Genomic DNA, 24325 nt, shown 5'->3' with positions numbered 1-24325 from the left:
CACCAAACAATGAAATATCTTGTAGTGCTAACTATACTTATCAAGAGTAATGTCTTCATTAGCTTATTGTTAAGAGAGCAAACTTTTTTAAAAGCATCCCTAAAAATGGCTTCCCCAGCCATTTTCAATTATCCTAGCGGCCTACACCAAAGTGCTCGTTAGGCAGTAGTTTTGCTTTTTTCTTGTTAAGTAAAATGCAATGTTCTGCTCAAGCCATCACCCAAAGCAAACTAAACCATCACCTATAGGGCCAGACCACAGGCTACTTTCAATAGTAGTTCTAGGCTTTAGCTAAAGCGCTCGTTAGGCAGTAGTTTTGCTCTTTTTTCTGTTAAGTAAAATGCAACGTTCTGCTTAAGTCATCACCCAAAGCAAACTAAACCATCACCTATATGGCTAGACCGCAGGCCACTTTCAATAGTAGTTAGAGGCTTTAACTAAAGTGTTTGTTAGGGAGTGTTTTTGCTTTTTTTCTGTTAAGTAAAATGCAACGTTCTGCTAAAGCAATCACCCAAAGCAAACTAAACCATCACCTGTAGGGCTAGATCGCAGGGCACTTTCAATAGTAGTTAGAGGCTGTAGCTAAAGTTCTCGGTCTTCACCTTATTAATAGGTTGATTGCATGGCTGTGTAGTTGAGAATAAAGCGAGTTAGCTGCTAGCCAATTGTTGTATGGCTAACAGTAGCTATAGGATGAGCTGTTGTAGCGGTTTGGGTGGCTTTAGGTGCTGTGACTCTTTTTGCTGTCTATTAAGGTTGATTGGTTGAGTGGTCACTTGTTTGCTTGCTTGGTCGGTTGGTCGGTTGGTTGGTTGAGAGGATTATTGCGCTAAGGTTTATGTGAGGGGCAATATTCAGTCATTAGCTATATAAGGATGGTAATAGGTGGTGGGTTTTTTAGTTTTGGTAAAAAATGATGATAGGGAAAAGTGGCTTAGTATGGGAAATCTGATAAAGTGGCTTTGTAAGGCGGGGTAAAAAGGCTTAAAAATCATTTATTTTTGGTAAAGGTAGCAATTATTATTTGCAAAAATAAAGCAGGTATAAATGGGATATATGTCACAGAACTATTTGAGAATTGGTAAAATTTTCATAAAGTTTTGTTATCGTGGAGCCGTTAAGTTTATATAATTTAATGAATTATCAACCATCATCAATAACAAACAAAGGAGAGCAATTCTTGCTGGCGGTCTATAGCCTATGGTGTTAGCAAGAGTTAAGGGCGAGATACCCTTAAAGGCATAAGGATAGCTCTCATATCAGTAATTAGGTTGAAGCTGATAGGGCAAAAGTTTAGGATACACTCCTTGATCTTAGTTGGGAGTGCGAATGATAAGGTTAAATATAGACGAGATTAGGTTCTTAATTTTGGTAGGCCTAAAATTAAGAAAGCTCGCCTCTATATAGCCTTAGAAGCGAGCTCACACCGTTTTATCCTTTAATAGTTGATAATTAAAGGAATTCTGCAAAAAACTATAATTTGTTCCCTTCAAGTAATTATTTACTTCCAATCATTTTGCCTATGATTTGGGACAGAGTATAGTTAAATCAAACTGTTTTAAATGGATAAATCTTGCTCTTGTTTTGGGAGTCAGGGTATAGATCTGCGTTTTGATTATTAAGCCAATAACTCTTAGCAGCAGCTTTGGCTATTTGTAATTAGCCACTGGCATATGACTTTTGCTATTACTACTCTGACTCTGCAATTTCTTTAGTTAGCTAAAAAGCCGATAAGTTCAAAGTATATAGAAGATTTTTGCACTTTAAGATTGCTAACTGTAAGCCCAAAACTAGACTGAACGCACCTACAATAAATGAAGCTCCTTGCCAGCATATCTGACAAAAGACCTATTATTAAACCACCTTAAAGATACGAAAAACTACATTACCTTTCAAGGTATTAATAAAGTAAATTTAAATATCAGTAGTTAATATTTAGCAACGTTTGCTGGTTAAATCAGGTAGTTATTGTTAAAAACATAGCATGTATTATCTAAAAGCTCAGTGGTAAAACTTTAGGTCAAAGAAGAGGTCTAGAATAGAGTGTGCTAGTAGGCCCTTTGATTGGCGCAATAAGTTTTTGCGTGGCTGTAGTTTTTAAGAAAACAAGGATAATACGGGGCTTTCAAAAATCGATATTAAACTCCATGTGTTGCCATGATAGCACTAACCAAATAGACATTAAACACTCAAAATAAGTTATATCTATAAATCTATAAAATTTTTTGTACATATCATGTTTTTGCACGTTGTAAACGCCTAATGTCACTTAGGTTGTTGATTAACGTATCATAATTAAAAAACAAGAACACCATATTTAGATAAATCAATAGGTGTTTTTAGGAATTAGTCACATTATTTTAACGTTTTTTCACTCAATTATTACTATTTTAAAACAATAAAATAAAAAAGTTTGTTTGCTTTAAACCTGATAATTATAAGAAAAGCTAACTAAAATTTCACTCAACTCTTAGTTAGTTTTACACAGATAATTAAGAGGATAAACACAAAATAGCACAAATTTATTAATATGCAAGATATTATCACGAGCTAAGTTGTGGCTATGGTTTAGCTTGCTATAATGGCTTAGGGCATTGCATGCTTTTATATTCACGCGCGAATAATCACATGCACCAAAAGCTGAAAGTTTATATTTGTCCAATAGAGGCTAGGTTTTGGTGGTGATAGTTTTGCTCTGTAAGAATAAGACAAATTAAGCACTGTTGGATTTTAGTAATTCATTTTTTGTAAATAGGAATTGTGTCATGGGAGCAAAGAAATTAAGACGCTCTAGTCTTTCTTTAGGAATTTCCCTAGCTTTAGGTAGTTTGGCCATAGCAGTAGCGCCAAGTGCAATTGCTGCTCCTAACGTTTCTGTTTTTAAGGAGTTAGAGCATAGTAATTCTGTACCTGCTAGCATGTGTTTTACTATGAGCTCACGCCAAGTGATTTCCTCAGAAATTGATAACTTGCGTAAGTTTTTAGAGCTTAAAGACAGCAAGGGTATGGTAATAGATGGCGCTCCAAGCATAGTAAATGATGCCCTTTGTGTAGGAAATCTTACTAATGGCGGTTCTTATAGCCTAACCTTTAAAAAGGGCTTGCGCTTTGCCAGTGGCGATCGTCTTTCTGAGAGTTTTGACCATAATTTTAATATTTCAGATGCGGCCTCACAAATTCGTATGCCGTACAACATCATTTTGCCAAAAAATGGTCAAAACAGCTCCTTTACTATTAAAACCCTCAATCAACCAAGTGTTAAACTAGCTATTTATCGTATTCCTAAGGAATACTTTCAACAACAAAGCTTGTCCAACTATCTTGATAATAATTTAAGCTACTGGATTCTTAGTGATGCCTACAACAAAGGCATGGTTCCTGTTTACGAGAAGATTTTCGATTTAAGCTCTGATAAGAGTGTAGATGTCTTTAATCTTAATAAGGAGGCACAACTTGCTCTTAACAAAGATAAGCCTGAGAGTGGTGACTCTAGTGCTAATAATGAGTATGAGCAGTTAAATGCTAAGCTTAATCAAGAGGTAAGTCAGGCCTCTCGTGCTCAGTTAGTTGAAGATAAGCTTAATAAAGAACTTGAAATCAATGTTAATTTAGAGGACTTTGTTCGCAAGTCAGAAGACGGCTTCTATATGATTTTAGCCTACGATCCTCGCATTGATTTGTCTAATGGTATCTCTTATGACACCGTTAGTGGTGCCTTGCCTTTTACCTCTAAATTTATGGTGATCACCGATTTTGGTGTTAGCACCTATCAAAGTCCTGATGTCATCTTAGCTAATGTGCGCTCTTTAACCAGTGCTAAGGCTCTTAAGGATATTAGCGTTGATTTGATTGCCTACAGTGGTGAGGTCTTATCCAGTGCTAAGACTGATGAGAATGGTGTGGTACGTTTTGGCCGAGAGTTTATTTCGGGCAAAAATAGTAGGGAGCCTATAGAGCTGATTGTAAAAAGTGATAGTGATTATTACGTAGTCAATTTAAAGGCTAATCCTTTCTATATTGAGGGTAATAATGGCTACATAGCTCCTAGTGATTACCAGGCCTATGCTTACACTGAAAGAGGTATTTATCGCCAAGGCGAAACTATGCACTACACTGCTTTAGTGCGTAATAGCCATTTGCAGGCCCTTAACCTACCTTTAACTTTAAAAATTACCAATTCTCAAGGTAGCGAAATTCATAAAGTATTACTTAATACCTCCTATCAGGGCGGTTATGAATATGATTTTGCTATTCCTCAAGGCACTATCAATGGACGTTATAACGCCACCTTGTATTTAGGTGATCGTGCTTTAACTTCCACACCTTTTACTATTGGCTCATATGTTCCTATCCAGATCAATTCTAAGATTATGGGTAATGACAACATGTTAGCTATTAACAGCCCTGTTAAATTACGCTCTCAGACTAACTTTAACTATGGCGGTGCCGCTTCAAATTTAAATGGTAATTTCACTGTTTCAATCTATCCAGATCCTAAGCCTGTACCAGCCTTAGCTAATGCTCTTAAGAATGAACATTTAGACTCATTCCATTTTGGCCCTGATGCTAAGGATTACTCTAAGTTAGTTGTTAGTGAAGGTTTTTATAATCTTAAGACTGATGTTCAGGGTGTGCTCCAGGCCAGCATGGTGTTACCTGGTGCTGACTTCCCTCAAAAGGCCAATGTAACCTCACAAGTAGTGGATACTAATGGTCAATTAGTTGCAGTTAATAAAGAGTATAAGGTAGCTTATAATCGTCCATTAATTGGCGTACGTAAGCTTGAAAGTGGCGATGATAATAGCAATGTCAACTTTGCTTTATGCTCCTATTTACAAGATGGCTCGACCTATCCTCAGAGCGTAAAGTACTATTTATATAAGCAGTTTGTTGATTACAACTATGTTTATGAAGATGGTTCCTGGCGCTATGTATCTTTTGTCAGCCGTAATCTAGTGTCCAATGGCTCAGTTAAGGTTGATAACCAAAACTTAGAGCAGGCATTAATTAGCACTCCTTTAGATGATGGTTCTTATGTTTTAGAGCTTGAGTCTGATAAGTCCAAGACTTCTTTAAGTTTTGTAAAGGGCTTTATGAGCTCTAGCGATGCTAATACTCCTGATCGTGTCATGTTATATGCTGATAAAGAGAGCTATAACATTGGTGATAAGGTTAAGTTAAGCTTTGAAAGCCCATTTGATGGCTATGCTAATTTAGCTTTAGGTAATAGAGGCATTGATGAGTTCAAGACCTTTGAAATTAAGAAAGGTCATAATGAAGTCTCATTAGAAATAACTGAGGATTTAGCTCCGCAGGGTCACGCCTTACTTTCTATTTTCTCGCCACTTAATACTAATAAAGTAGGTTCAATCCGTGCTGTCGGTATTTGTGATATTAACTTAGACTTAAATAGTCATAAGTTTAAGGTAGTAGCTAATGTACCAAGTGAAATTAAGCCTCAAAGTAAGCTCAATGTTTCTTTAAGTGCTACTCCATCTGCTATAGCCTCTGATGGCCATGTCAGTGTAGGCGGTAAGGCTTATGCTAAGGTAACTTTGGTTGATAATGGTATTTTAAGTTTAACTAACTATAAGAGCCCAGATCCAAACAAAGTCTTTATGCAAGACCAAGGTTATGATGTAACCTTGATTGACCCTTATGGCTTAATCATGACCGATCCTAAGCAACAAGGACAAGGTTATGGTGAGGCAGCTGATGCCTTTATGATGAACGCCTCAGGTGCGACCTCCTTACAAACCGTACCTCATAAAACTATTGCTTTAGCCTCTAAGATTGTTCCTTTAAATGATTTAGGTGAGGCTCAGGTTGAATTTGATATTCCTCAGTTCTCTGGTAGCTTAAAGGTAATGGCTGTAGCCTGGGATCAAGATAAGGTAGGTGCTGCTAATAGTGATGTCTTAATTAGAGACAATGCTGTGGCTACTATTGGTTTACCTCGTTATCTCAATGTAGGTGACAGCGTTCAAGGCCGTTTAAATCTACACAATTTAAAGGCCAAGAATCCTGAGTTTAAGGTCGATATTTCTTGCTCGGGCGTGCTTAAGTGCTCTATGCAAACCGTCAGCTCTTTAAAGCCTGGCATTAGAGAAGATCAGTTCTTTGATATTAAGGCTTTAGACAGTGGTGTAGGTAAGATTAATTTAACTGTTATGAATCAAGATTTTAACTTGACTGATAGTTATGATCTTACTGTAACCTCACCTCAGCTACCAATGCTTAAGAACTATGTAGAGTTTTTAAACCCTAACGAATCTGTAACTTATGATGTAGCTACTAATTTTAATAATGTAGATGCTTCCTTGATTTCTTGGTCAACTTTACCAAATGTAAATCCAAGAGCCTTTGTTATGGAGCTAAGTCAGGGTGGTTATGGCGGCTTAAGCTCTTTGGCGGCCTCTTTGGAGGGGCAATTACTCTATGGTAAAGAATTAATTGCAACTCAGGAGCAAAAGCAAGCTCAAGCTGAGGCTACTAACAGCCAAGAGTATCAAGATCTAGCTGCGCTCTATCAAAATGAGGCTCAATACAACGAAAAGATTCAAGAGAACATCATTCGTATCTTAGCTCGTCAGCTTAAGAGTGGTAGTTTTGCAGAAAACAACAGTTATACCGCCCTTTATGCTATTGATGTCTTATTAAAGGCTCAAGACCAAGGCTTTGCTGTTAACGATACAGCCGTTAATAATGCCTTTAGCTATTTACGTGAAGTTGCAAGCTCTGCTTATAGCCAAACAGCTGCTTATGCCTATGAGATCCTCTCTCGCTACGAGAGTGTCAACCAGGCTAAGGTACGCTATATGTTGGACGAAAACAAAATTAAGCGTCCAATGTTGCTGGCCCATTTAGCCAATAGCCTCAATCAAATTGGTGACACTAATAGAGCTAATTTAGCCTTGGAAAAAGCTATTGCAGGCTTATTAGAGTGGCAACAGCTAGAAGAGAAGCTTTATAGCGCCAATAAGACTAATGAGATTTTAAGTATTCTGTCTCAAATTGATGAATTGGCAGTATCTGGCTATTGGTCACTAAGACAAGCTAGCTTTGCGGTAATTGATAGTGCTTTACGCTTAAATCGCACTGATTTAGTATTGGATGTAATTAACTCTATAGCCGAGGTTAAGGCAAGTCCAGATTATTTATCTGACACCACTATGGCTACAATGTTAAGAGCAAGCACTGCTTTAGATAGCCAAACTAAGTCTTTGAGCGTCATGTTGTCACCAGAGGACTTAAAAACCTTATTAAGCGCAGCTCCAGCGACCGCTGACGCTAAAGATAAAGCTGCCGCTCCTGCACAAAGTGCTGAGCAGGCTACCTCCTCAGAGCAGGCAATTGCCCAAGCTGGTGCTGATAGTACTGTGGTAAAACCAAGTGCTGATGCTCCTGCTACTAATCAAGGACCAGCCTATGAGGTAAGCCCTGGTAAGCTTAAGGTTTACAATCGCACCAATGACAAGCTCTTTGCTACTACTTCTTTCTTAGGTCAGTATAAGCAAGATAAGGTTATTGCTGATAAGGGCTTTGGCGTAAATGTTAACTACTGGACACGCTCTGGCGCTGTAGATTTAAAGACATATGAGTTTAGACAAAATGAAGAAGTATTGATGGAGATTTTCGTCAATGCTAAGACTAGACTTAATGCCAAGACTTTAATTCGTGCTAAGTTGCCTGCTGGTTTTGAATTTGTTCGTAACCTTGCTTATAACGATCCATCCTTTGGCTCATTATTTGAAGAGGACGATACTATTTACCAGCCATCATCCATTGATAGCAGTGACGATCAGGTAGTAGCTACCTTCTCTGATTATGACACTCCTAATACTTACAGCTTATTCTTAGTATTAAGAGCAGCTCACAATGGTACCTTTACTCAAGGACAAGCCATTGTGCAATACTTGGATAATCCAGGTAAATATGGCACTACTATCAATCCTGAGCCAATTAAAATCTCAGGTAAATAATGATAGCTGACTAAGCTTGAATTAATAGCGCTCAATGCGTTAAAACCACCTTACAAAGCCATGATGTTGTATAGATTGCATCATGGCTTTTGCTTTTATTTGGGTATACAAAGCCAGCAAGGCTTGCCTAATTAGCGCTATGCCGTTTTGGGGCAAAGATCTATTAAGAATATGAGCACTTGGCTATGCCATCAAAGCCATGAGAGCACAGTGGCACAGGGTGGATTGAGCTTCTGGAAGGCTAAGGGTAGACAGTGGTGCGCAGCAGTACGCAGCAGTACGCAGCAGTATGCTACTGTGCTCAGCGGTGTGCTGCTGTGCTCTGGTAAGGACTATGGCCAAATAAGGCAGTTGCAGTGCCTTGCCAATCTTTTCCTAAGTATTGTTGTTTAAAATGGCTTTAGATGATGAATAATTGTGATATGAGGTATCTATAGGTAAGGAAAATTATTGTATAATCCTAAAAAATATATCTAAGACAAGAAAAGTAGCAAACTTTTGCTTTCAAAGCTGGTTTGCTAAAGTCAAAGCCCTTATCTTGTACTTATCAAAGATAGCTTGTATTAAGCCAAAGTTACGACAAAGTACTTAAAACCTATTAAATACTGACAGACTAAGCTTTAGCATAGCTTACTATCCTTAAGTTAGGAGCGATACATTAATGTCAAAGAACAATAAGGATGCCAACAAGCCGAGCCTTAAATCAGAAGCCAGATTAATGGTTAATGATAATCATGGTACAGAATCCTTATGTTCTAATATTGATGCTATTCAAGAACAGGTAGCTACTGTAACTAATGCTAAGACTAGCATTACAGAGTTAGAGCTCCACGCTGACCACAATCAAGATTCTCCTAATGATGCTCATTTAGAGCCTCAATCAACCTCAAATAAGCCTAATCATGAGGTTATTGCAGATGCTAACCAAGCACCTATAACAGCCGAACCTATAACATCTGCTAAAGAAAGCATTGATGCCAAGACCGATACTCAAATAGACATTGAGGATGCTCCGCAAGTTGAGGAATTTGGGAGCACACTGCCAACACCAGAGGCCGAGGCTAAAGCAGGTGCTAGCAATGATACTAAAGCTAGCGCTACTAGCACTGCAGCTGCCACTGGTACAGTCGCAGACGCTGACACTGGCACTGGCTCTTATGCTGCCTCTAGCGCTGATACTAAAAATGGTACTCCTGCTAATGAGGTTGCGAATGCTGATGGTGCTACAGATAAGGTACAAAAGCAGGGTAACAATCATAAAAAGCATGATAAGAAAGGCTCTTTTTCTAAGAAGGAGGGGCAGGCTGTCCTTGGCTCTCAAGATGAAGTTGGGGCTGGGGCTGAGGCTAAAGGCGGTAGGCGCAAATGGTTTAGGCTTCGTAATGTGGTTGGTGCCCTGAGCTTGTCGGCTTTAGTGGGCTTGGGTAGTATTTATGGCCTAATGCATTTGTGTGCCCCTGATCTTAGTAGGTTCTATGATCGCTCTCATAGTCTTTACGATAAGTCAGGTAATATCATTTATTCGTCAATGAATAAGGATGGTTACCACAGAATTCTTACTACTCAATCTCAAGTAGATCCTCTTTATATCAAAATGTTGATTGCCTCTGAGGATGAGCGCTTTTACTCTCACCCTGGTGTGGATGTGATCTCCATAGGCCGTGCTTTATGGTCGAATATCACCTCAGGTTCGATTGTGTCAGGTGCTTCTACCATAGCCATGCAAGTATGCCGTATGCTTGAGCCTAAAGAGCGTAGTATTTGGTCAAAAGCTAAAGAGGCTTTAGGCGCACTGTATCTTACTCATTATTATGGTAGAGATCAGATTTTATCTTTGTATTTAACCCTTGCTCCTTTTGGTGGCAATATTGAGGGTGTAAATGCAGCCTCTTATATTTACTTTAATCATAGCCCAAAGAATTTAACTCCTGCTGAGGCGGCTTTGCTTGTAGCATTGCCACGCTCACCAGAGGTCATTAGACCAGATCGCCATCCTAAAAGTGCTCGCTATTACAGAAATGAAGTGCTTAAAAAGGCAGTAACTGACAAGATTATTAAACAAGATATTCTTGCTTTTGCTACTAAAGAGCCTATTCCTAATGTCCGCCATGCTCTACCACAAGATGCCTATTATTTAGGTCAAAGTATTTTTACCTCTAAATTAATTACCCCTGAAATCAAGGCTTTACGTGAGTTAACTGCTCATATTATTGGTAAGCAAGTTATCAGCAGTGAGCAAGACATTAAAAGCTCTCACAGCGCTAAAGATAATCAAGATCAGAGCCCAACTTTAGGCAAAGAGGCCCTTGAGAATAATAGCCAAGAGCTAGCAAGTGCTAAAGGAAATACTTTAGGTCAGGATCTATCAGTTTCTGCAAAAGGTGCTCAGCTAGTAGAGCATAACCAAGAGCAAAAAGAGACTATTAATCAAGTTATTGAGGTGCAATTATCTGGTGCTAGTATCAAACCAGATCAGTATGAGGCCTTTAACAAAGCTGCGCTACAAGACGGTCTTAATAAATTTGTTAATGTTGATAGCTCTAACTTGGGACAGGGGCATGGCAATAGCCAGGGCCAGAGTCAGGACTTACACTCTACAGAGTTTGAGCGCAAGCTCAAGATGCTTAACTCTCTAGGCCCTTTACCTCGTGAGTTGTACACCACCATTGACCCTAAGGTTCAAGAGCTGTTAATTAATGCTGTAGAAGAGTATAGACATAGCTTCTTAGGTGAAGATAAACAAGATAGTTTAAGCATAGTAGTGGTGGATAATGATACTTTTGAGGTCTTAGGCTATGTTGGTGCATTGGGTACTGATATTTCTTATGTAGACTCAGCCTTAGCTTTGCGCTCGCCTGGCTCTGCTCTTAAGCCTTTTGCTTATGCTTTAGCTTTTGATCAAGGACTATTACATCCTAATTCTATTTTGCTTGATAAAGGGCAGATTTATGATGGTTATCAGCCACGTAACTATGATAGACAGTTTTATGGTGAACTTACTGCCGCTAAAGCTTTGCAAGCTTCCTTAAACTTGCCTGCTGTAGAGGTGATGAGAGCTATCGGCCCTGATAACTTCATTAATATGATCAATAATACGAAAAATGACATCGATTTATATGATCATTCCCAAGAGTTAAATAGTTATGTTCATGGCTCTTTAGTTTTGCCTAAGCAGTCTAAACCAAGCTTGAGTTTAGTTTTAGGTGGCTGTGGTATTTCTCTGTTTGATTTAACTCAGCTCTATGCGTCTTTAGCTCATGATGGCTCAAGTGCTCCTTTGCGAGTATTAAGTGCTAAGCGTCCTAGCTCAGCTATGGTGCGCAAGCATAATTACAAATACCATTTTGATGCTGAAAATAAGAAAGAAAAGACCAGTGTACGTACTGTGGGCAATAAGCCTGAGCGTAGCTACCAATCACTTAAAGAAAACCATATCCATTATCAAACTATGGTAAGACCAGCTGCTGCTCGTGCTACTTACAATATTTTGCAAGGCACTCCAGCTCCTTTTGGTTTTGGTAATAATTACTTTTCCTTAGGCCCTAAGGTTTCCTATAAAACTGGCACCTCATATAAAAACAGAGATGCTTGGGCTTTAGGATCAAGTAACAATATTACTGTAGGTGTATGGACAGGACGCAATGATGGTTCTCCAAGTTACCAAAGAACAGGTTTTAACCATGCTGCACCTATTTTATTTAAAGTGATTACTAAGCTTACTAGCAATGATATGCGTAAAAAGCGTATTGAAGATGATGTGCTCTTACATGCTCGTCCTCCTATGGCTTTATCCAAGATACAAGTAAAACAATTAGGCTTAGTTACCAAAAAAGAAGATGGCTATCAAAGTTATAACGCCAATCTTACATCTGATACTAAGGACAATCAGGTACATAAATTTGGCAGCAAAAGCACTATAGAGCCTTTAGCCATAGCTTTTCCAACGGACAATAGCCGTCTAAGCTTAGGTAGCTCATCTGAGGTTTTAATTAAGTTTTCTGGTGGCAAGGCTCCATATTATGTGCTTATTAATGATGAGCTGAATGATAATTTAGAAAGCTTTAAGCCTACCCATGATGGTTTTTACCAAATAACCATTATTGATAGCTTAGGCAATAGTGTTAGCAGCCAAGTTTATGTCCAAGGCCTGGACCAATAATGCAAGGCCCATAAGCCAACCTTAACCAGTAAGCTACTCCCCACATAAGCTAGCCTCATCAGTCCTCTTGCCAGTTAGATAGCTAGCCAGTCTGACTGATGGTCAGCCTGCCATCTAGCCAGTTTGACTGCCAGACTATTTGATAGTCTGACTGTATTTATGACAGGTTCCCTAAAGGACGCTCGTAGCATGATGGCTATGCAAAATAGTTCCGTGATGGCAGATAGCAGGGCGCTGTAGATATTGCTGTAAATGCTAGTTCAACAGATCTGTATGATCTTTATCACTTGTGGTGATTGAGGATGAGAAATGGAGTGTTGTTGCGCAAATTTTGTTGTGTGCTCTTTTTTATCGTAGTAAGAGATTAAATTTGTTGTGATCTTAGAGTGAAAAGTGCTTATAATGTTTGTGCTTGTCGGAGTGCTGTAAAAGCTGAGAGCGCCCATGTAAAGTGAGGCGAAATCCGTCGAACCTGAAAAGAATAATATTTGCGAAGGGAAACAGGCAACTTTAATAAAACACAGTTAATAGTTTAAGAGTGCATTCAAACTCTTAGTTATTTTCGTGTGTGTCTCCATGGCAGTTTTGCTTTCCTTTTATTCAAGCTAAGGCTTGATTCTTTTGGTTCCCCCTCCTTATCTCTTAGTAGTTCACACTTTCCTGATCAAGCTTTGTTCAAGACAAGTTTTTGTCGTGCTTTAAGCGCCGCAATTTAACTAAAGGATTGTTTGATGCTACGTTTTCCTCAATTTACTAAACTCTCTTCATCTCAAGATGAATTATCAGCAGGTGCCGCTCAAGGTGAAACTCTTAACATTAGCAAGATTCATTTTGATGATTTAGCCGCTGCTAAGGCCGCTCACTTACATAATAAGCTTGCTGGTAATGCTGTAGAGGGTAAGAAAGCTGCCAAAGAAATTAAGCGTCCAGAGCTTAAGAAAGTTATGGTTGAGTTTGAAGATGGGGCATCACAAATTAAGGTTCCATACGCTCAATTAAAGCTTACTAATGGCGATACCATTACTCGTTATATTGTTGATTTTGATGTTGACTCTACTCAAGAACGCGCCAAAATTCGTGAGCAATATATTGCCGCTCGTGGTAGTGAGCCTAAGACTCAATTAGATTATGCTCGTGCAGGTATTATCACTCCTGAAATGGAGTACGTAGCTTTACGTGAGTCTGCATGCTTCTTAGAGCAAATTACTGATCCTAAAGAGTTTGCCAATAAGTTTGCGTCCTCTACTGAGGCTGTCTTCGGTGAGGGTGTAATTAAGCTTAAGCGTGAGCACATGGCTGTAACCCCTGAGATGGTTCGTGATGAAATTGCCGCAGGTCGTGCCGTAATTCCAGTTAACCATAACCATCCTGAGAGCGAGCCTATGATTATTGGCAAGCGCTTCTTAACCAAGGTTAATGCTAATATCGGTGCTTCTGCTGTATCCTCTGGCTTTGAGGAGGAAATTGGCAAGCTTAAGATGTCTTTACGCTTTGGTGCTGACACAGTAATGGATTTATCTACTGGTCTACCAAATCTCATGGAATTACGCTCTGCTATTTTAAGAGCCTCCCCTGTACCTATTGGTACTGTGCCTATTTATGAGGCCTTAGATCGTGCAGGTGGCGATGCTAATGCTTTATCTTGGGAAGTATTTAAGGGCGTAATTGAAGATCAAGCAAAACAAGGTGTTGATTACTTCACTATTCACGCTGGTTTAACCAAGGATTTATTACCTCATGCTGCTAAGCGTGTCATGGGTATTGTTTCTCGTGGTGGCGCTATTATGGCCTCTCACATGATGCAACATGATTGTGAGAACATGGCTTTTGAGCACTTTGATGAATTAATGGATATCTGCTACAAGTATGATGTAGCTTTATCTTTAGGTGATGGTTTACGTCCAGGCGGTATTTATGATGCCTGTGATGAGGCTCAATATGGTGAGTTACGCAATATTGGTAAATTAGCACGTCGTTGCTATGAGCGTGGCGTACAGTGCTTTATTGAAGGCCCTGGTCACGTACCTTTAAACCGTGTTGAGGAAAATCAAAAGTTAGAAGAGGAGTTCTGTCATGACGCTCCATTCTATACCTTAGGCCCATTAGTAACTGACGTGGGTGCTGGTTTTGATCATATTACCTCTGCTATTGGTGCTACTACTATTGGTATGCATGGTACTGCTATGCTCTGCTATGTAACTCCAGCTGAGCACTTAGCTCTACCAACTCCAGAGGATGTTAAGCAAGGTCTTATCACTTATAAGATTGCCGCTCACTCTGCTGATTTAGCTAAGGGTATTAAGCAAGCTTATAACATGGATCATGCCATGAGCCGTGCTCGTGTTTCTTTCCGTTGGCTTGACCAATTTGCCCTAAGCTTTGATGAGCAACATGCTTACGATGTATGGCGTGCTCAAATGGACGAAGATGAGTGTCATACTCATGAGGCAGCTTTCTGCTCTATGTGTGGCCCACGCTTCTGCCCAATGCGACTCAATCGCCGTTTACAAAGCAAGTATGGTGCAATCTAAATCCTAATTGCTGATAACCTAAAATCTTATAAGTAAGCCTTAAATAAAGGTTTAATCCTAATACAAGGCTCTTAGAGTATGGTCGTGATAGCTAAGAGCCTAATTAGGTAGTTAAATCAAAGTGTTTTGTTAGGTTAATGGTCAATATCTATCAATGCCTTTAAGTGCTTATTTATTAATAATGCGGCTAAGCTCAAAATCGTGGCTAAATCGCCAATGATGCGATACTAGTATCCAAGGTTACGTGTAAATGCGGTATAATTAAATGGGTTTTACTAAGTTACAAACTCTTAGATTAAAGTGATAAACTTGAATCTAAAAGAACATACCTTAACGGCAAACATAATCTTTGTGCTCATCATATTCCCGTGCTTAGCTTGCTAAGTATGTACTTTGGTGTGGCTAAAAAGTGATATGAAATCGTTGCTATTATTTTAGGATATGGCTTAGGGAAAAAATTAGGATTTTGGGTAGGTAGTGATAATGGAAACAAAGATCATGCACGATAAGCAAACTCGTCCTCTTGTGCTAGTAATAGCAGGTTTAGATTCTGGTGGTGGCGCTGGCGTTACTGCTGATATCATGACTGTTCATGACCAAGGGGCATGGGGTTTACCTATAGTTACTGCTCTTACTTGCCAAAGCTTAGAGCGTGTTACTTTAATTGAGCCTACTGATATTAATGTCTTCAAGGAAAGCATTAAGCTTGCTATTGAGGATTGGAATGAGCAGATTAGCGCCGTTAAGATTGGTCTTATCACTAATGCCAAAATCTTAGAAAGTGTTCTTGAGCTCTTAGAAGGCCCTTTAAAGGGTGTTCCAGTAATTTGGGATCCTGTGTTGACTGCTACTGCAGGTGAGCTTGAAAGTGCTGACCTAAAAGGCAATTTACAGCGTATTTTAAAAGCTGTTACTGTTTTTACTCCTAATTTGCCTGAGGCTTTAGAGTTTGCCTCTTGGAAGGAAGAAGAGTTTGAAGCTCGTGGCGGTGTCTATGCCTTATGTGACTTCTTCTTACAGATGGGTGCCAATGCTGTCTTATTAAAGGGCGGTCATAATGTTTCTAATTTAGATGCAGTTGATATCTTTAAGTCCAAAGATCATAGCTTTGTCTTAAAGCACTCTAAGAAAGAAGGTTTAGGTGCTCATGGTGGCGGTTGTGCGCTATCCTCTGCTTTAGCAGGTTTAGTAGCTTGTGGTTATGCACTACAAGATGCTGCTGTGTTAGCCAAGGTATATGTTACCCGTGGTATTTTCATGACCGACGTGGCTGTTGATCACAAGCGCCCACCTTTAGCTCACACTGGCTGTGTTTATGATTTAGACTATATGCCAACTATTTGTGAGGCTAACTTCCCTGAGTATGCTGGCCCATTCCCTAAGTGTCCTTTCAATATGGGTATTTATCCTGTAGTTGATAGTGCTGAGTGGGTAGAGCGTCTATTATCCTTAGGTGTTAAGACCATTCAATTACGCATTAAGACCGATGTTCATGATGATGAGAGCAATGAGCAATTAGTAGAGCAAATTCGCCGTGCTTGTTTCTTAGGTCGCACCTTCCGTGCTCGTGTCTTTATTGATGATCACTACAAGTTAGCTGCTAAGTTTGGCGCTTATGGTGTTCATTTAGGTATGGAAGATTTACAAACTGCTGATTTAGATTTTATTAAAGAGTCTGGATTGCGCTTAGGTGTATCTACCCACGGTATTTACGAAGTATGCAAGGTCTTAACCTTACAACCTTCTTACATTGCTATTGGCCATATCTTCCCTACTAAGACTAAGGAGATGACTTCTTTACCACAAGGCATTGCTAAGATGGGCTTACAAGCCATGATGCTCAAGGACAAGATCCCAACCGTAGCTATCGGTGGTATTAAGCTTGATAAGGCTCAAGAGATCTTAGATGCAGGCGCTGATTGTATTGCTGTAGTAACAGCTATTACTGAGGCTAAGAATCACGCTTTAGAAACTCAAAAGTGGATTGAGGTTTGCCGTACTGGCCCATCTGAGCTCTTTGGAAAGACTCCTCATCACTGGCATAAGCGCCAAGATGAGCAAGAAAAGCGCGGCCCAGTTCCTTTTGAACACTTAGACTTAAATCCAGTACCTTATTTTAACTAATCATTAAAGCGCTAGGCTTTAACCTGACGGGCCTAATTACAAGCAATTTTAGTTAGGCCAGCCAAGCCATAGCCCAAACGCAAGCGCAGAGCCCTGCGCAGGGCAGCGCAGGGCGCAAGCTTCTGCCCAAGCTCAAGCATGGGCGATTGCAAGCCCCAGGGCAAGAGCTATGACTTGATGATCCAAATGAGGTACTTTATTTAGGGCCTAATCTAGTTTTGCTAGGTTGAGGATTACATATTGGATAATCAAGACAGATACATGCGCCAACAAATGTTGGACTTATATAAAGACAAACAAGACTTTTTAGCGTCCAAAAAGGTTGGTTTTATTGGAGTGGGAGGAGCTGGTGGTTTAAGCTCATTACTCTTAACTCTAGCAGGTGTAGGTGAGATACGCATTGCTGATTACGACAAATTAGAAGTGCATAATCTTCACCGCCAGATTTTATTTACTCAAAGCAATATTGGGCAGCCAAAGGTATGGGCAGCTCAAGAGCGCCTTCAAGAGCGTAATAGCGATTGTAAGGTGGTTGCCTTTGAAGAAAAAATCGATGCAAGTAATTTTGAGCGTTTTACTCAAGGTTTAGACTTGCTCGTAGATGTTAGCGATAATGCCAGCAGTAGACTTACTATTTCTAAACTTGCGCTTGACCATAGCTTAGATCTCATAAGCGGCGCAGTTTCAGCCTATACTGCTCTTATTGCCATCTTTTCCTATCACGACCCTAACTTTGTTAAAAAACACGGTTGTTATCGCTGTTTAACTAATGGTTTTCCTATTAATACCAAAGTTGGTATTACAGGCCCCATTGCACAAAATGCCGCAGCTATGACAGCTCATGTAGCTTTAGAGTACTTATTAGGTAATAAGGATCATGTAGGTAAGCTTATTAAAATGGACTTAAAAAACATTGCCATTAGTAAGCTCACTTTATGCGCCGATCCTCAATGTCCTGATTGTAGTAACTATCGTCTCTAGGCTTTTAATAAGGTTTTTCTAAATTTACCCCAATATTTCTAGTACCAAAGCTAGTACTTAGCTAAGCATTTGCCCAACGAAAAAATATGGCCGCTCCTTGGCTTTTGTTAAGTTTAGCCCAGCTTGGTACGTAGCGCTGCTATCAGCGCTGAGAGCTGAGCCGAGCTGTACAGGCGCTTAAAAGCTGTGCTTTATGTAGCGCTGTAGGCAAGTTTAAAAGCTGTGCGTACGGATGAGATAAGAGCTTAAATACTAGAAATTTTGGTAGATGGTCGAGGATTAGAATGATTACCATTGAAGTTAACACAAAGGTCACACAGATTGCGCCAGGCACCACTTTAAGTGCCCTTTTAGAGCAGCTTAATTTTGCACTTGACGGTACCGCTGTGGCTGTTGATGATGCCATTGTGCCAAAGAGCACTTTTGGTAGTTTTGAGCTAAAAGATCACATGAAAGTTGAAGTATTTAGCTTGGTTGCAGGAGGTTAATATGGATAAGTTAATTTTAGCTGGTCAAGAGTTTGATTCACGTTTAATTGTTGGTACTGGTAAATACTCCTCAGGTGAGGAGCTGGCTAAGTCCATTAAGGCCTCTGGTTCTCAGATTGCTACTATGGCTATTAAGCGTGTTGATACTGCCCATGCCACTGATGACATTGTTAAGCCATTACGTGACTTAGGTGTAACCTTAATGCCAAACACTTCTGGTGCTCGTAATGCTAAAGAAGCTGTGTTTGCTGCTAACTTAGCTCGTGAAGCTTTAGGTACTGATTGGATTAAGGTAGAAGTTCACCCAGACCAAAAGTACTTACTACCAGATACCATTGAAACTTATAACGCTTGTAAAGAGCTCGTAGCCCAGGGCTTTAAGGTCTTTGCTTATTGCCAAGCTGACTTATGCCTATGCAAAGGCTTAGAAGAGTTAGGTGTTGCTGCTGTTATGCCGCTAGGTAGCCCAATTGGTTCTGCTAAGGGTCTACAAACTGAACCTTTCTTAAAGCTTATTATTAAAGAGTGCCGTTGTCCTGTAATTGTTGATGCAGGTATTGGCGCACCATCAGAGGCTGCTAAGTCCTTAGAGTTAGGTGCTGCTGCGGTAATGGTTAATACTGCTATTGCTGCTGCTGGTGATCCTATTGCTATGTCAGAGGCCTTTAAGGCTGCATGTATAGCAGGTCGTTTAGGTTATGAAGCAGGCCTAGCTGCTCAATTTGAGACTGCCAAGGCAACCTCTCCAATGGAGCAATTCTTAAAGAACTTACAAGACTAAATCGCTAGGTAATAGCCGTTTTAGTGCTTAAAAGTATGTTTTTTTGTTTAGCGTGTAACAGTTTTAAAGCCTAGCTCTAGCCAAGCCCCAGTCTTTGGCTTGGGGGGCTGCTACTGTCCTGCCCCTGGCTATGGCCAGAGCACTGGGCCAGGGCTCTACCCCTGGCTCTAGCAAGGGCAAAGGCTACAGGCCAAGGCCTTAGCCTTGGCTTTGGCCTTGGCTCTGGGATAGTTGGCGTTAATTAGCTTTTTAAGGCATGGCCCCTTACATTATGAGGGGCAAGAGATGAAAAATGAGTTTTTTTGATGAGATAAGTAAACTTGATGTCGACAAGTTTGCTCAGTTGGTTGAAAGTCGTACTGATAAAGATGTAGAGCGTGCTCTTGCTAAAGGTAGTGCCCTAAATTTAGATGATTTTGCCGCTTTAATTAGTGAAAGTGCTCGTAAGCATTATTTAAAAGATATGGTCATGGCCTCAATGCAGCTTACCCGCAAGCGCTTTGGTCGTACCATTAATATGTATATTCCTCTGTATTTAACCAACTTATGTACCAATAAATGTGCCTATTGTGGTTTCTCTGCTGGTAATAAGTTTGCACGAACTGTGCTTACTTTAGATGAAATCGAGCAAGAGTGTCAGGCTATTGCTAAACTTGGCTTCCAAAACATTTTGCTGGTTACTGGAGAAAACTCTCGTCGTGGTGGCATGGAGTACTTTAGACAGGTTTTACCTGTAGTAAAGCCTTATGCTGCCTATTTACAGATGGAAGTTCAACCTTTAGACACTCAAGATTATGCTGAGTTACGTACTTTAGGCCTTGATTCTGTTTCTGTATATCAAGAAACCTATCATCAGCCAACTTATAAAGCTGTGCATTTAGCTGGTAAGAAGATGGATATGCGTTATCGCATGGAAACTCCTGAGCGCTTAGGTGAGGCAGGTATTGATAAAGTAGGTATGGGTGCCTTACTGGGTCTTTATGACTGGCGTGTTGATTGCTGTGCTTTAGCGCTGCATATTCTTTATATGCGTGAGCACTATTGGAAGACTCGTCTGAGCGTTTCCTTCCCTCGTTTACGTCCAGCTGCTGGTGGTTATGAGCCTCATATGCCTGTATCAGACTCTCAATTAGTTCAATTGATTGCTGCTTGGCGTATTTTTGATAATGAGTTAGATTTAACCATTTCTACTCGTGAGAGCCAGCAATTTAGAGACATGATCACTCCATACGGTATTACTGCTATTTCTGCTCAAAGCTCCACTGAACCAGGCGGTTATGCCAATAAGGGTCAGCACCTTGAGCAATGGCACGTCAACGATGATCGTACCGTAGAGGAAGTAGTTAAAGCTATGGAAATCAATGGCCTTAAGGCTGTTTTCCATGATGCCTCTACCACTTATCTCAAGGCCATCTAAGCTCTCATACCAGCCCAAATATACCCTTATGGTACGTTAGGGTATGGCAGGGTCGTGTAAGGTAAGGCAATGCAATGCAAGGTAGGGACAAAAGCCCTCATAGTTGGCATTGGTTTTAAAAATTTTCTAAGGACAGCAAAGCTGGGCGCACCATAGCGCTCTCCTTGAGCTGTCCTTTATTTTGCTCATATCAACAATCTATCCAGCCCGTCCCGTCACGTTCCATTTTGTTTAATCCCTTCCCTTTTCAAGTCCAGACGACTATATTGCCATACTGTTAGTTAAACAGACAAACATATAGCCTCAGCTTTTTAAGGCAGACCCTTAGCATTAGCTTAAATTATGCAAAAAAATTAAAGGGTGGCCACTTCTAACTTATCAAAGAATGCTATGCTCTATAGCACTGTGCCTAATAATAGCAGTCATTGGCTCTTGGCAAGCAAGCTTAATACTAAAGAGCAGTAAAGCGGGTTAAGGATAAGCGCTGATGAAAGCATGGCTTTAAGGCCAAAGTATTTATATTGTGAGCACAATCAAAATAATAAATATATACTTTCAATAAATATACTGATATTATAAAAACAGCCAAGAGATGCGAAAGCTAAGGAAAAAGTTTAGTTAAGTTTAGCTGAGGGCACTTTTGAGCAGGGCGCTGCTGCCAAGTTAGAGCGTGCGTTTTGATTTGGGCTTTGGGCTTTGAGCTTTGGTCTTTGAGCCTTTAGCCTTTAGCTTTGCGCATCGGCAGTAGGGATGGTCGTTTGGTTGATTTAGTTAGGTGTATATATGTCTGATGTAGCTTTGAAACCATTAGTTTGTGGCAATCCTTTAGCAAAGCTTGCAAAAGCTGCAATTATGCTCGAGTTTGTAAACGAAAATTACCTAGAAGAGCGCACTGCACAGCTGGGCGAAAATGGCTATAAGCTTTTGTCTCCTTTAAGCCATTTTGGTGGCAATCCTCATTTGCCAAAGGATTTTGTGTGGCCTTGTGCTAAGCATGGTGAAACAGAGTTGGTAGATCGCCCACTAGTTTTTAGTGCTCAATTTGATTTAAGCGAACTTGCTCCTTTTGATGTAGATAATTTACTGCCTCACAAAGGCCTATTAGTGTTTTTCACTATTGGTCAAATGTGGAATTTCCAAGATTATGAAGATAGCTCACGAGTCTATTACTTTGAGGACATTGAGTCTTTAGCTGTGACTGCTCGACCACCAGAGCCTCCTTATGAAGAGGAACATGAACAAGAAAGCTCAACCTTAGCCTTCCATAGAGTATGCGCCAAGGCAGCTTGGACAGTACCTGACGATTACGATAATGTGCTTTATGAGTCAGATTTTACAGGGGAGCTTAGTCCTTTTGGTCTTACTAAAGATCAAATGAAAGACATTCATGACAACTATGAGGCTTACTATACTCAGCTTAGAGAGCAAGATGGCTTTGAGGAATATGATGAGGTGCCTAGTCAGCTTTTAGGTTGGGGTCAATATATTCAGTCAGATTTGGTGGGCTCTAGCAATGAATGCTTATTGTTTACTTTAAGTTCTTTCTTTGATGAGAAGATTAAAGACTATCCATTATGCATAGGCGATGCTGGCGCTATCTACCATATTATGGATGTCAGTGACCTTAAAGAGCAAAAGTTTGGTGAGGTTCGTTCCGTAATGGACTGCTATTAATTGCTTGCGGACATTTGAAAAGCGTCGCTTAATATAGCGACGCTTACGTGTTTGCTTTTTAAGCTAAACTTTTTTCATTAAGAGCTACCTAAGGTTTTGATACTTTAGGTAGCTTTTTCGTTGAGATGAACACAAGAAGGGGCCTTATCGCCGCAGGGCACGCCCACAAGAGCAAGGCTTGCTCTCGAGGGCGGCTGAGCGCTAGCTCCAAGAGCTAGCCCAAACGCTGGCGCTTGGGGCTTGCGCTGGCGCTTAGCTAAGTTGAATGATAGCGGCACCACCTACACCTAACACTAGGTTATTTTGTTCTAGGTTAAGGCTGGCCTCGTTGGCACTTAACTTAAGTTGAGTGTGTTCACTGTCCTTAAAGTATTTATCTTGGCTCAGATCATAGCTGTAAGGAGTAGTGTTGGTGTTGGCAATAATTAATACCTTATGATGGTCGTCGACACGGTAGTAAGCAAGAACACCACTTTGTAATGTTAAGCGCTCAAATTTACCATAAGTAAAGGTCTCAGATAATGCTTCGTCCTTACGTAAAGCAATGAGCTTCTTGTAATGGTTAAGGACGGAATCAGGATCATTTAATTGAGACTTAACATTTAAATGCTGATAGTCCTGGTGAACCTTTAGCCATGGCTTGCCTGTAGTAAAACCTGCATTAGCGCTGTCGTCCCAGAGTACAGGGGTGCGAGCATTATCACGGGTATGGCGACCAACAATTTTTAAGCTCTCTTCAATGCTCATACCGCACTCTAAGCAGTAGCGAATTTCTTCTTTAGCATAAAGGTCATCAAAATCATCAGGGCTGGTAAATTCAGTATTAGTCATGCCAATTTCTTGGCCCTGATAAATAAATGGAATGCCACGTAGCATCATTAAGAAAGTGCCTAAGCACTTAGCACCTGTAGCATTGCGTAAATAGTCTGGCAGATAATAGCTAACACCACGAGGCTCATCATGGTTCTCCATAATAGGAGCCACAAAAGCATCGGTATTTTGATAGAGCTCTTGGGTATTAAATACACAACGAGCGTAGTCATCAGGCATCATAGTAGGAAATTCTACATAGTGCGGATGAGACTCAATTACCTCACGTGGGGATAAATCAAAGAGAGTTGAGAAATAGCCGTGATCACCTGCAAACTCTTTGACGCTTTCCTTAGTAACTGTTAATACTTCACCTACAGTAAAACAATCAGCACGGTTGAAGGTGCGCTCTTTTAACTCATTTAAGTAAGGGCCAATGCGGTCTAATAATTTGGCATTCATATTAGCAGCATGGCTCATTCCATCATTAGCGCTATCGGCTGGTAAGTCTGGGAAAGAGAGATCTTTTACAATGGATAAGATAGCATCAATTCTAAAGCCACGAACACCACGATCAATCCAGAAGTTAACCAGCTTGAAAATTTCCTCTCTAAGCTTAGGATTGTTCCAATTTAAGTCAGGCTGAGCCTTGGCAAAGTAGTGGCTATAGTAGATATCTTCTTGCTCATGACCAGGGATTTTATCCCAAACAGAGCCACCAAAGTAGGAACGAAGGTTGTTAGGCTTTTTGCCATCTTTGCCTTTAACAAAATAGAAATAACCAGCCTCTTCACTATTGAGATCAGCGCAAGCCTTCTTAAACCAAGGGTGTTCACTAGAGCAGTGGTTTAGAACTAAGTCCATGATAATTTCGATGTTGCGCTTTTTAGCTTCTGATAGCAGTCTGTCAAAGGTAGCCAAGTCACCGAATACAGGATCAATATTGCAGTAGTCAGAAATATCATATCCCTGATCAACAAAAGGTGAAGGATATACAGGGCTGATCCATAAAAGCTCTACACCTAAATCATGTAAGTAATCAAGCTTACTGATAATACCTTGAAGATCACCAAAGCCATCACCATTGCTATCACAAAAGCTCTTTGGATAGATTTGATAAGCAATCTTGCCATGCCACCACTTATGTTCCATAAGACACCTAGATGATATATACCTAAACTAACAAACAAACACAAACTTAATTTTCAAGGATTGGCAAGCAGGCTGTCAGCCTACTTGCCTTACTAATATTGCCATATAGACCGCCAATTTGGTGTTAGCGAACAAACAGCCTATAATCATTGCTATTATCGATAACTTTGAATATTAATAAAACTACACTATTTTAACCTTTTATATAGATATATGTGATTAGGGT

The 24325-nt window shown here is 40.2% G+C and carries 10 protein-coding genes and 1 riboswitch; of the genes, 9 read left to right on the top strand and 1 reads right to left on the bottom strand.

What is annotated here, in order from left to right:
* Nucleotides 1-2765 precede the first annotated feature (2765 nt).
* From MXE38_RS03420 to MXE38_RS03380, 9 genes are all read left to right on the top strand, one after another.
* Nucleotides 2766-7982, top strand: a complete 5217-nt coding sequence (locus tag MXE38_RS03420; RefSeq protein ID WP_246911432.1) for an MG2 domain-containing protein — start codon at nucleotides 2766-2768, stop codon at nucleotides 7980-7982.
* A 661-nt stretch (nucleotides 7983-8643) separates the two neighbouring features.
* The gene (locus tag MXE38_RS03415) at nucleotides 8644-12141 is read left to right on the top strand and encodes a transglycosylase domain-containing protein (protein ID WP_246911429.1); all 3498 of its coding nucleotides are present in this window, start codon (nucleotides 8644-8646) and stop codon (nucleotides 12139-12141) included.
* Between the two features lie 406 nt (nucleotides 12142-12547).
* A riboswitch (TPP riboswitch) is annotated at nucleotides 12548-12658 on the top strand.
* 214 nt (nucleotides 12659-12872) lie between these two features.
* The gene (thiC, locus tag MXE38_RS03410) at nucleotides 12873-14672 is read left to right on the top strand and encodes a phosphomethylpyrimidine synthase ThiC (RefSeq protein ID WP_246911426.1); all 1800 of its coding nucleotides are present in this window, start codon (nucleotides 12873-12875) and stop codon (nucleotides 14670-14672) included.
* A 483-nt stretch (nucleotides 14673-15155) separates the two neighbouring features.
* Complete coding sequence (gene thiE / locus MXE38_RS03405; RefSeq protein ID WP_246911424.1) at nucleotides 15156-16796, top strand: thiamine phosphate synthase; 1641 nt, start codon at nucleotides 15156-15158, stop codon at nucleotides 16794-16796.
* 240 nt (nucleotides 16797-17036) lie between these two features.
* Nucleotides 17037-17777 (top strand): ThiF family adenylyltransferase, encoded by a 741-nt coding sequence (locus tag MXE38_RS03400; RefSeq protein ID WP_246911422.1) that lies wholly within the window; start codon nucleotides 17037-17039, stop codon nucleotides 17775-17777.
* Nucleotides 17778-18061: 284 nt separating this feature from the next.
* Entirely contained in the window at nucleotides 18062-18265 is a 204-nt protein-coding gene (gene thiS / locus MXE38_RS03395) for a sulfur carrier protein ThiS (protein ID WP_246911407.1), read from the top strand.
* Between the two features lies 1 nt (nucleotide 18266).
* Entirely contained in the window at nucleotides 18267-19046 is a 780-nt protein-coding gene (locus MXE38_RS03390) for a thiazole synthase (protein ID WP_246911405.1), read from the top strand.
* A gap of 292 nt (nucleotides 19047-19338) precedes the next feature.
* On the top strand, nucleotides 19339-20463 hold the full coding sequence (thiH, locus tag MXE38_RS03385; protein WP_246911402.1) for a 2-iminoacetate synthase ThiH: 1125 nt from the start codon (nucleotides 19339-19341) through the stop codon (nucleotides 20461-20463).
* Between the two features lie 783 nt (nucleotides 20464-21246).
* Nucleotides 21247-22137 carry a DUF1963 domain-containing protein gene (locus MXE38_RS03380; protein WP_246911397.1) on the top strand — a complete coding sequence of 297 codons (891 nt, stop codon included), beginning with the start codon at nucleotides 21247-21249 and terminating at the stop codon, nucleotides 22135-22137.
* 252 nt (nucleotides 22138-22389) lie between these two features.
* Here MXE38_RS03380 and MXE38_RS03375 read toward each other — a convergent pair whose 3' ends face one another.
* The gene (locus MXE38_RS03375) at nucleotides 22390-24099 is read right to left on the bottom strand and encodes an alpha-glucosidase (RefSeq protein ID WP_246911395.1); all 1710 of its coding nucleotides are present in this window, start codon (nucleotides 24097-24099) and stop codon (nucleotides 22390-22392) included.
* Between the last annotated feature and the right edge of the window lie 226 nt (nucleotides 24100-24325).

The sequence above is a fragment of the Anaerobiospirillum sp. NML120448 genome (genome assembly GCF_023050945.1).
Lineage (GTDB): Bacteria > Pseudomonadota > Gammaproteobacteria > Enterobacterales > Succinivibrionaceae > Anaerobiospirillum.
Note: the sequence above shows the minus strand (reverse complement) of the source record. Positions and strands in the feature narration are given on the sequence as shown.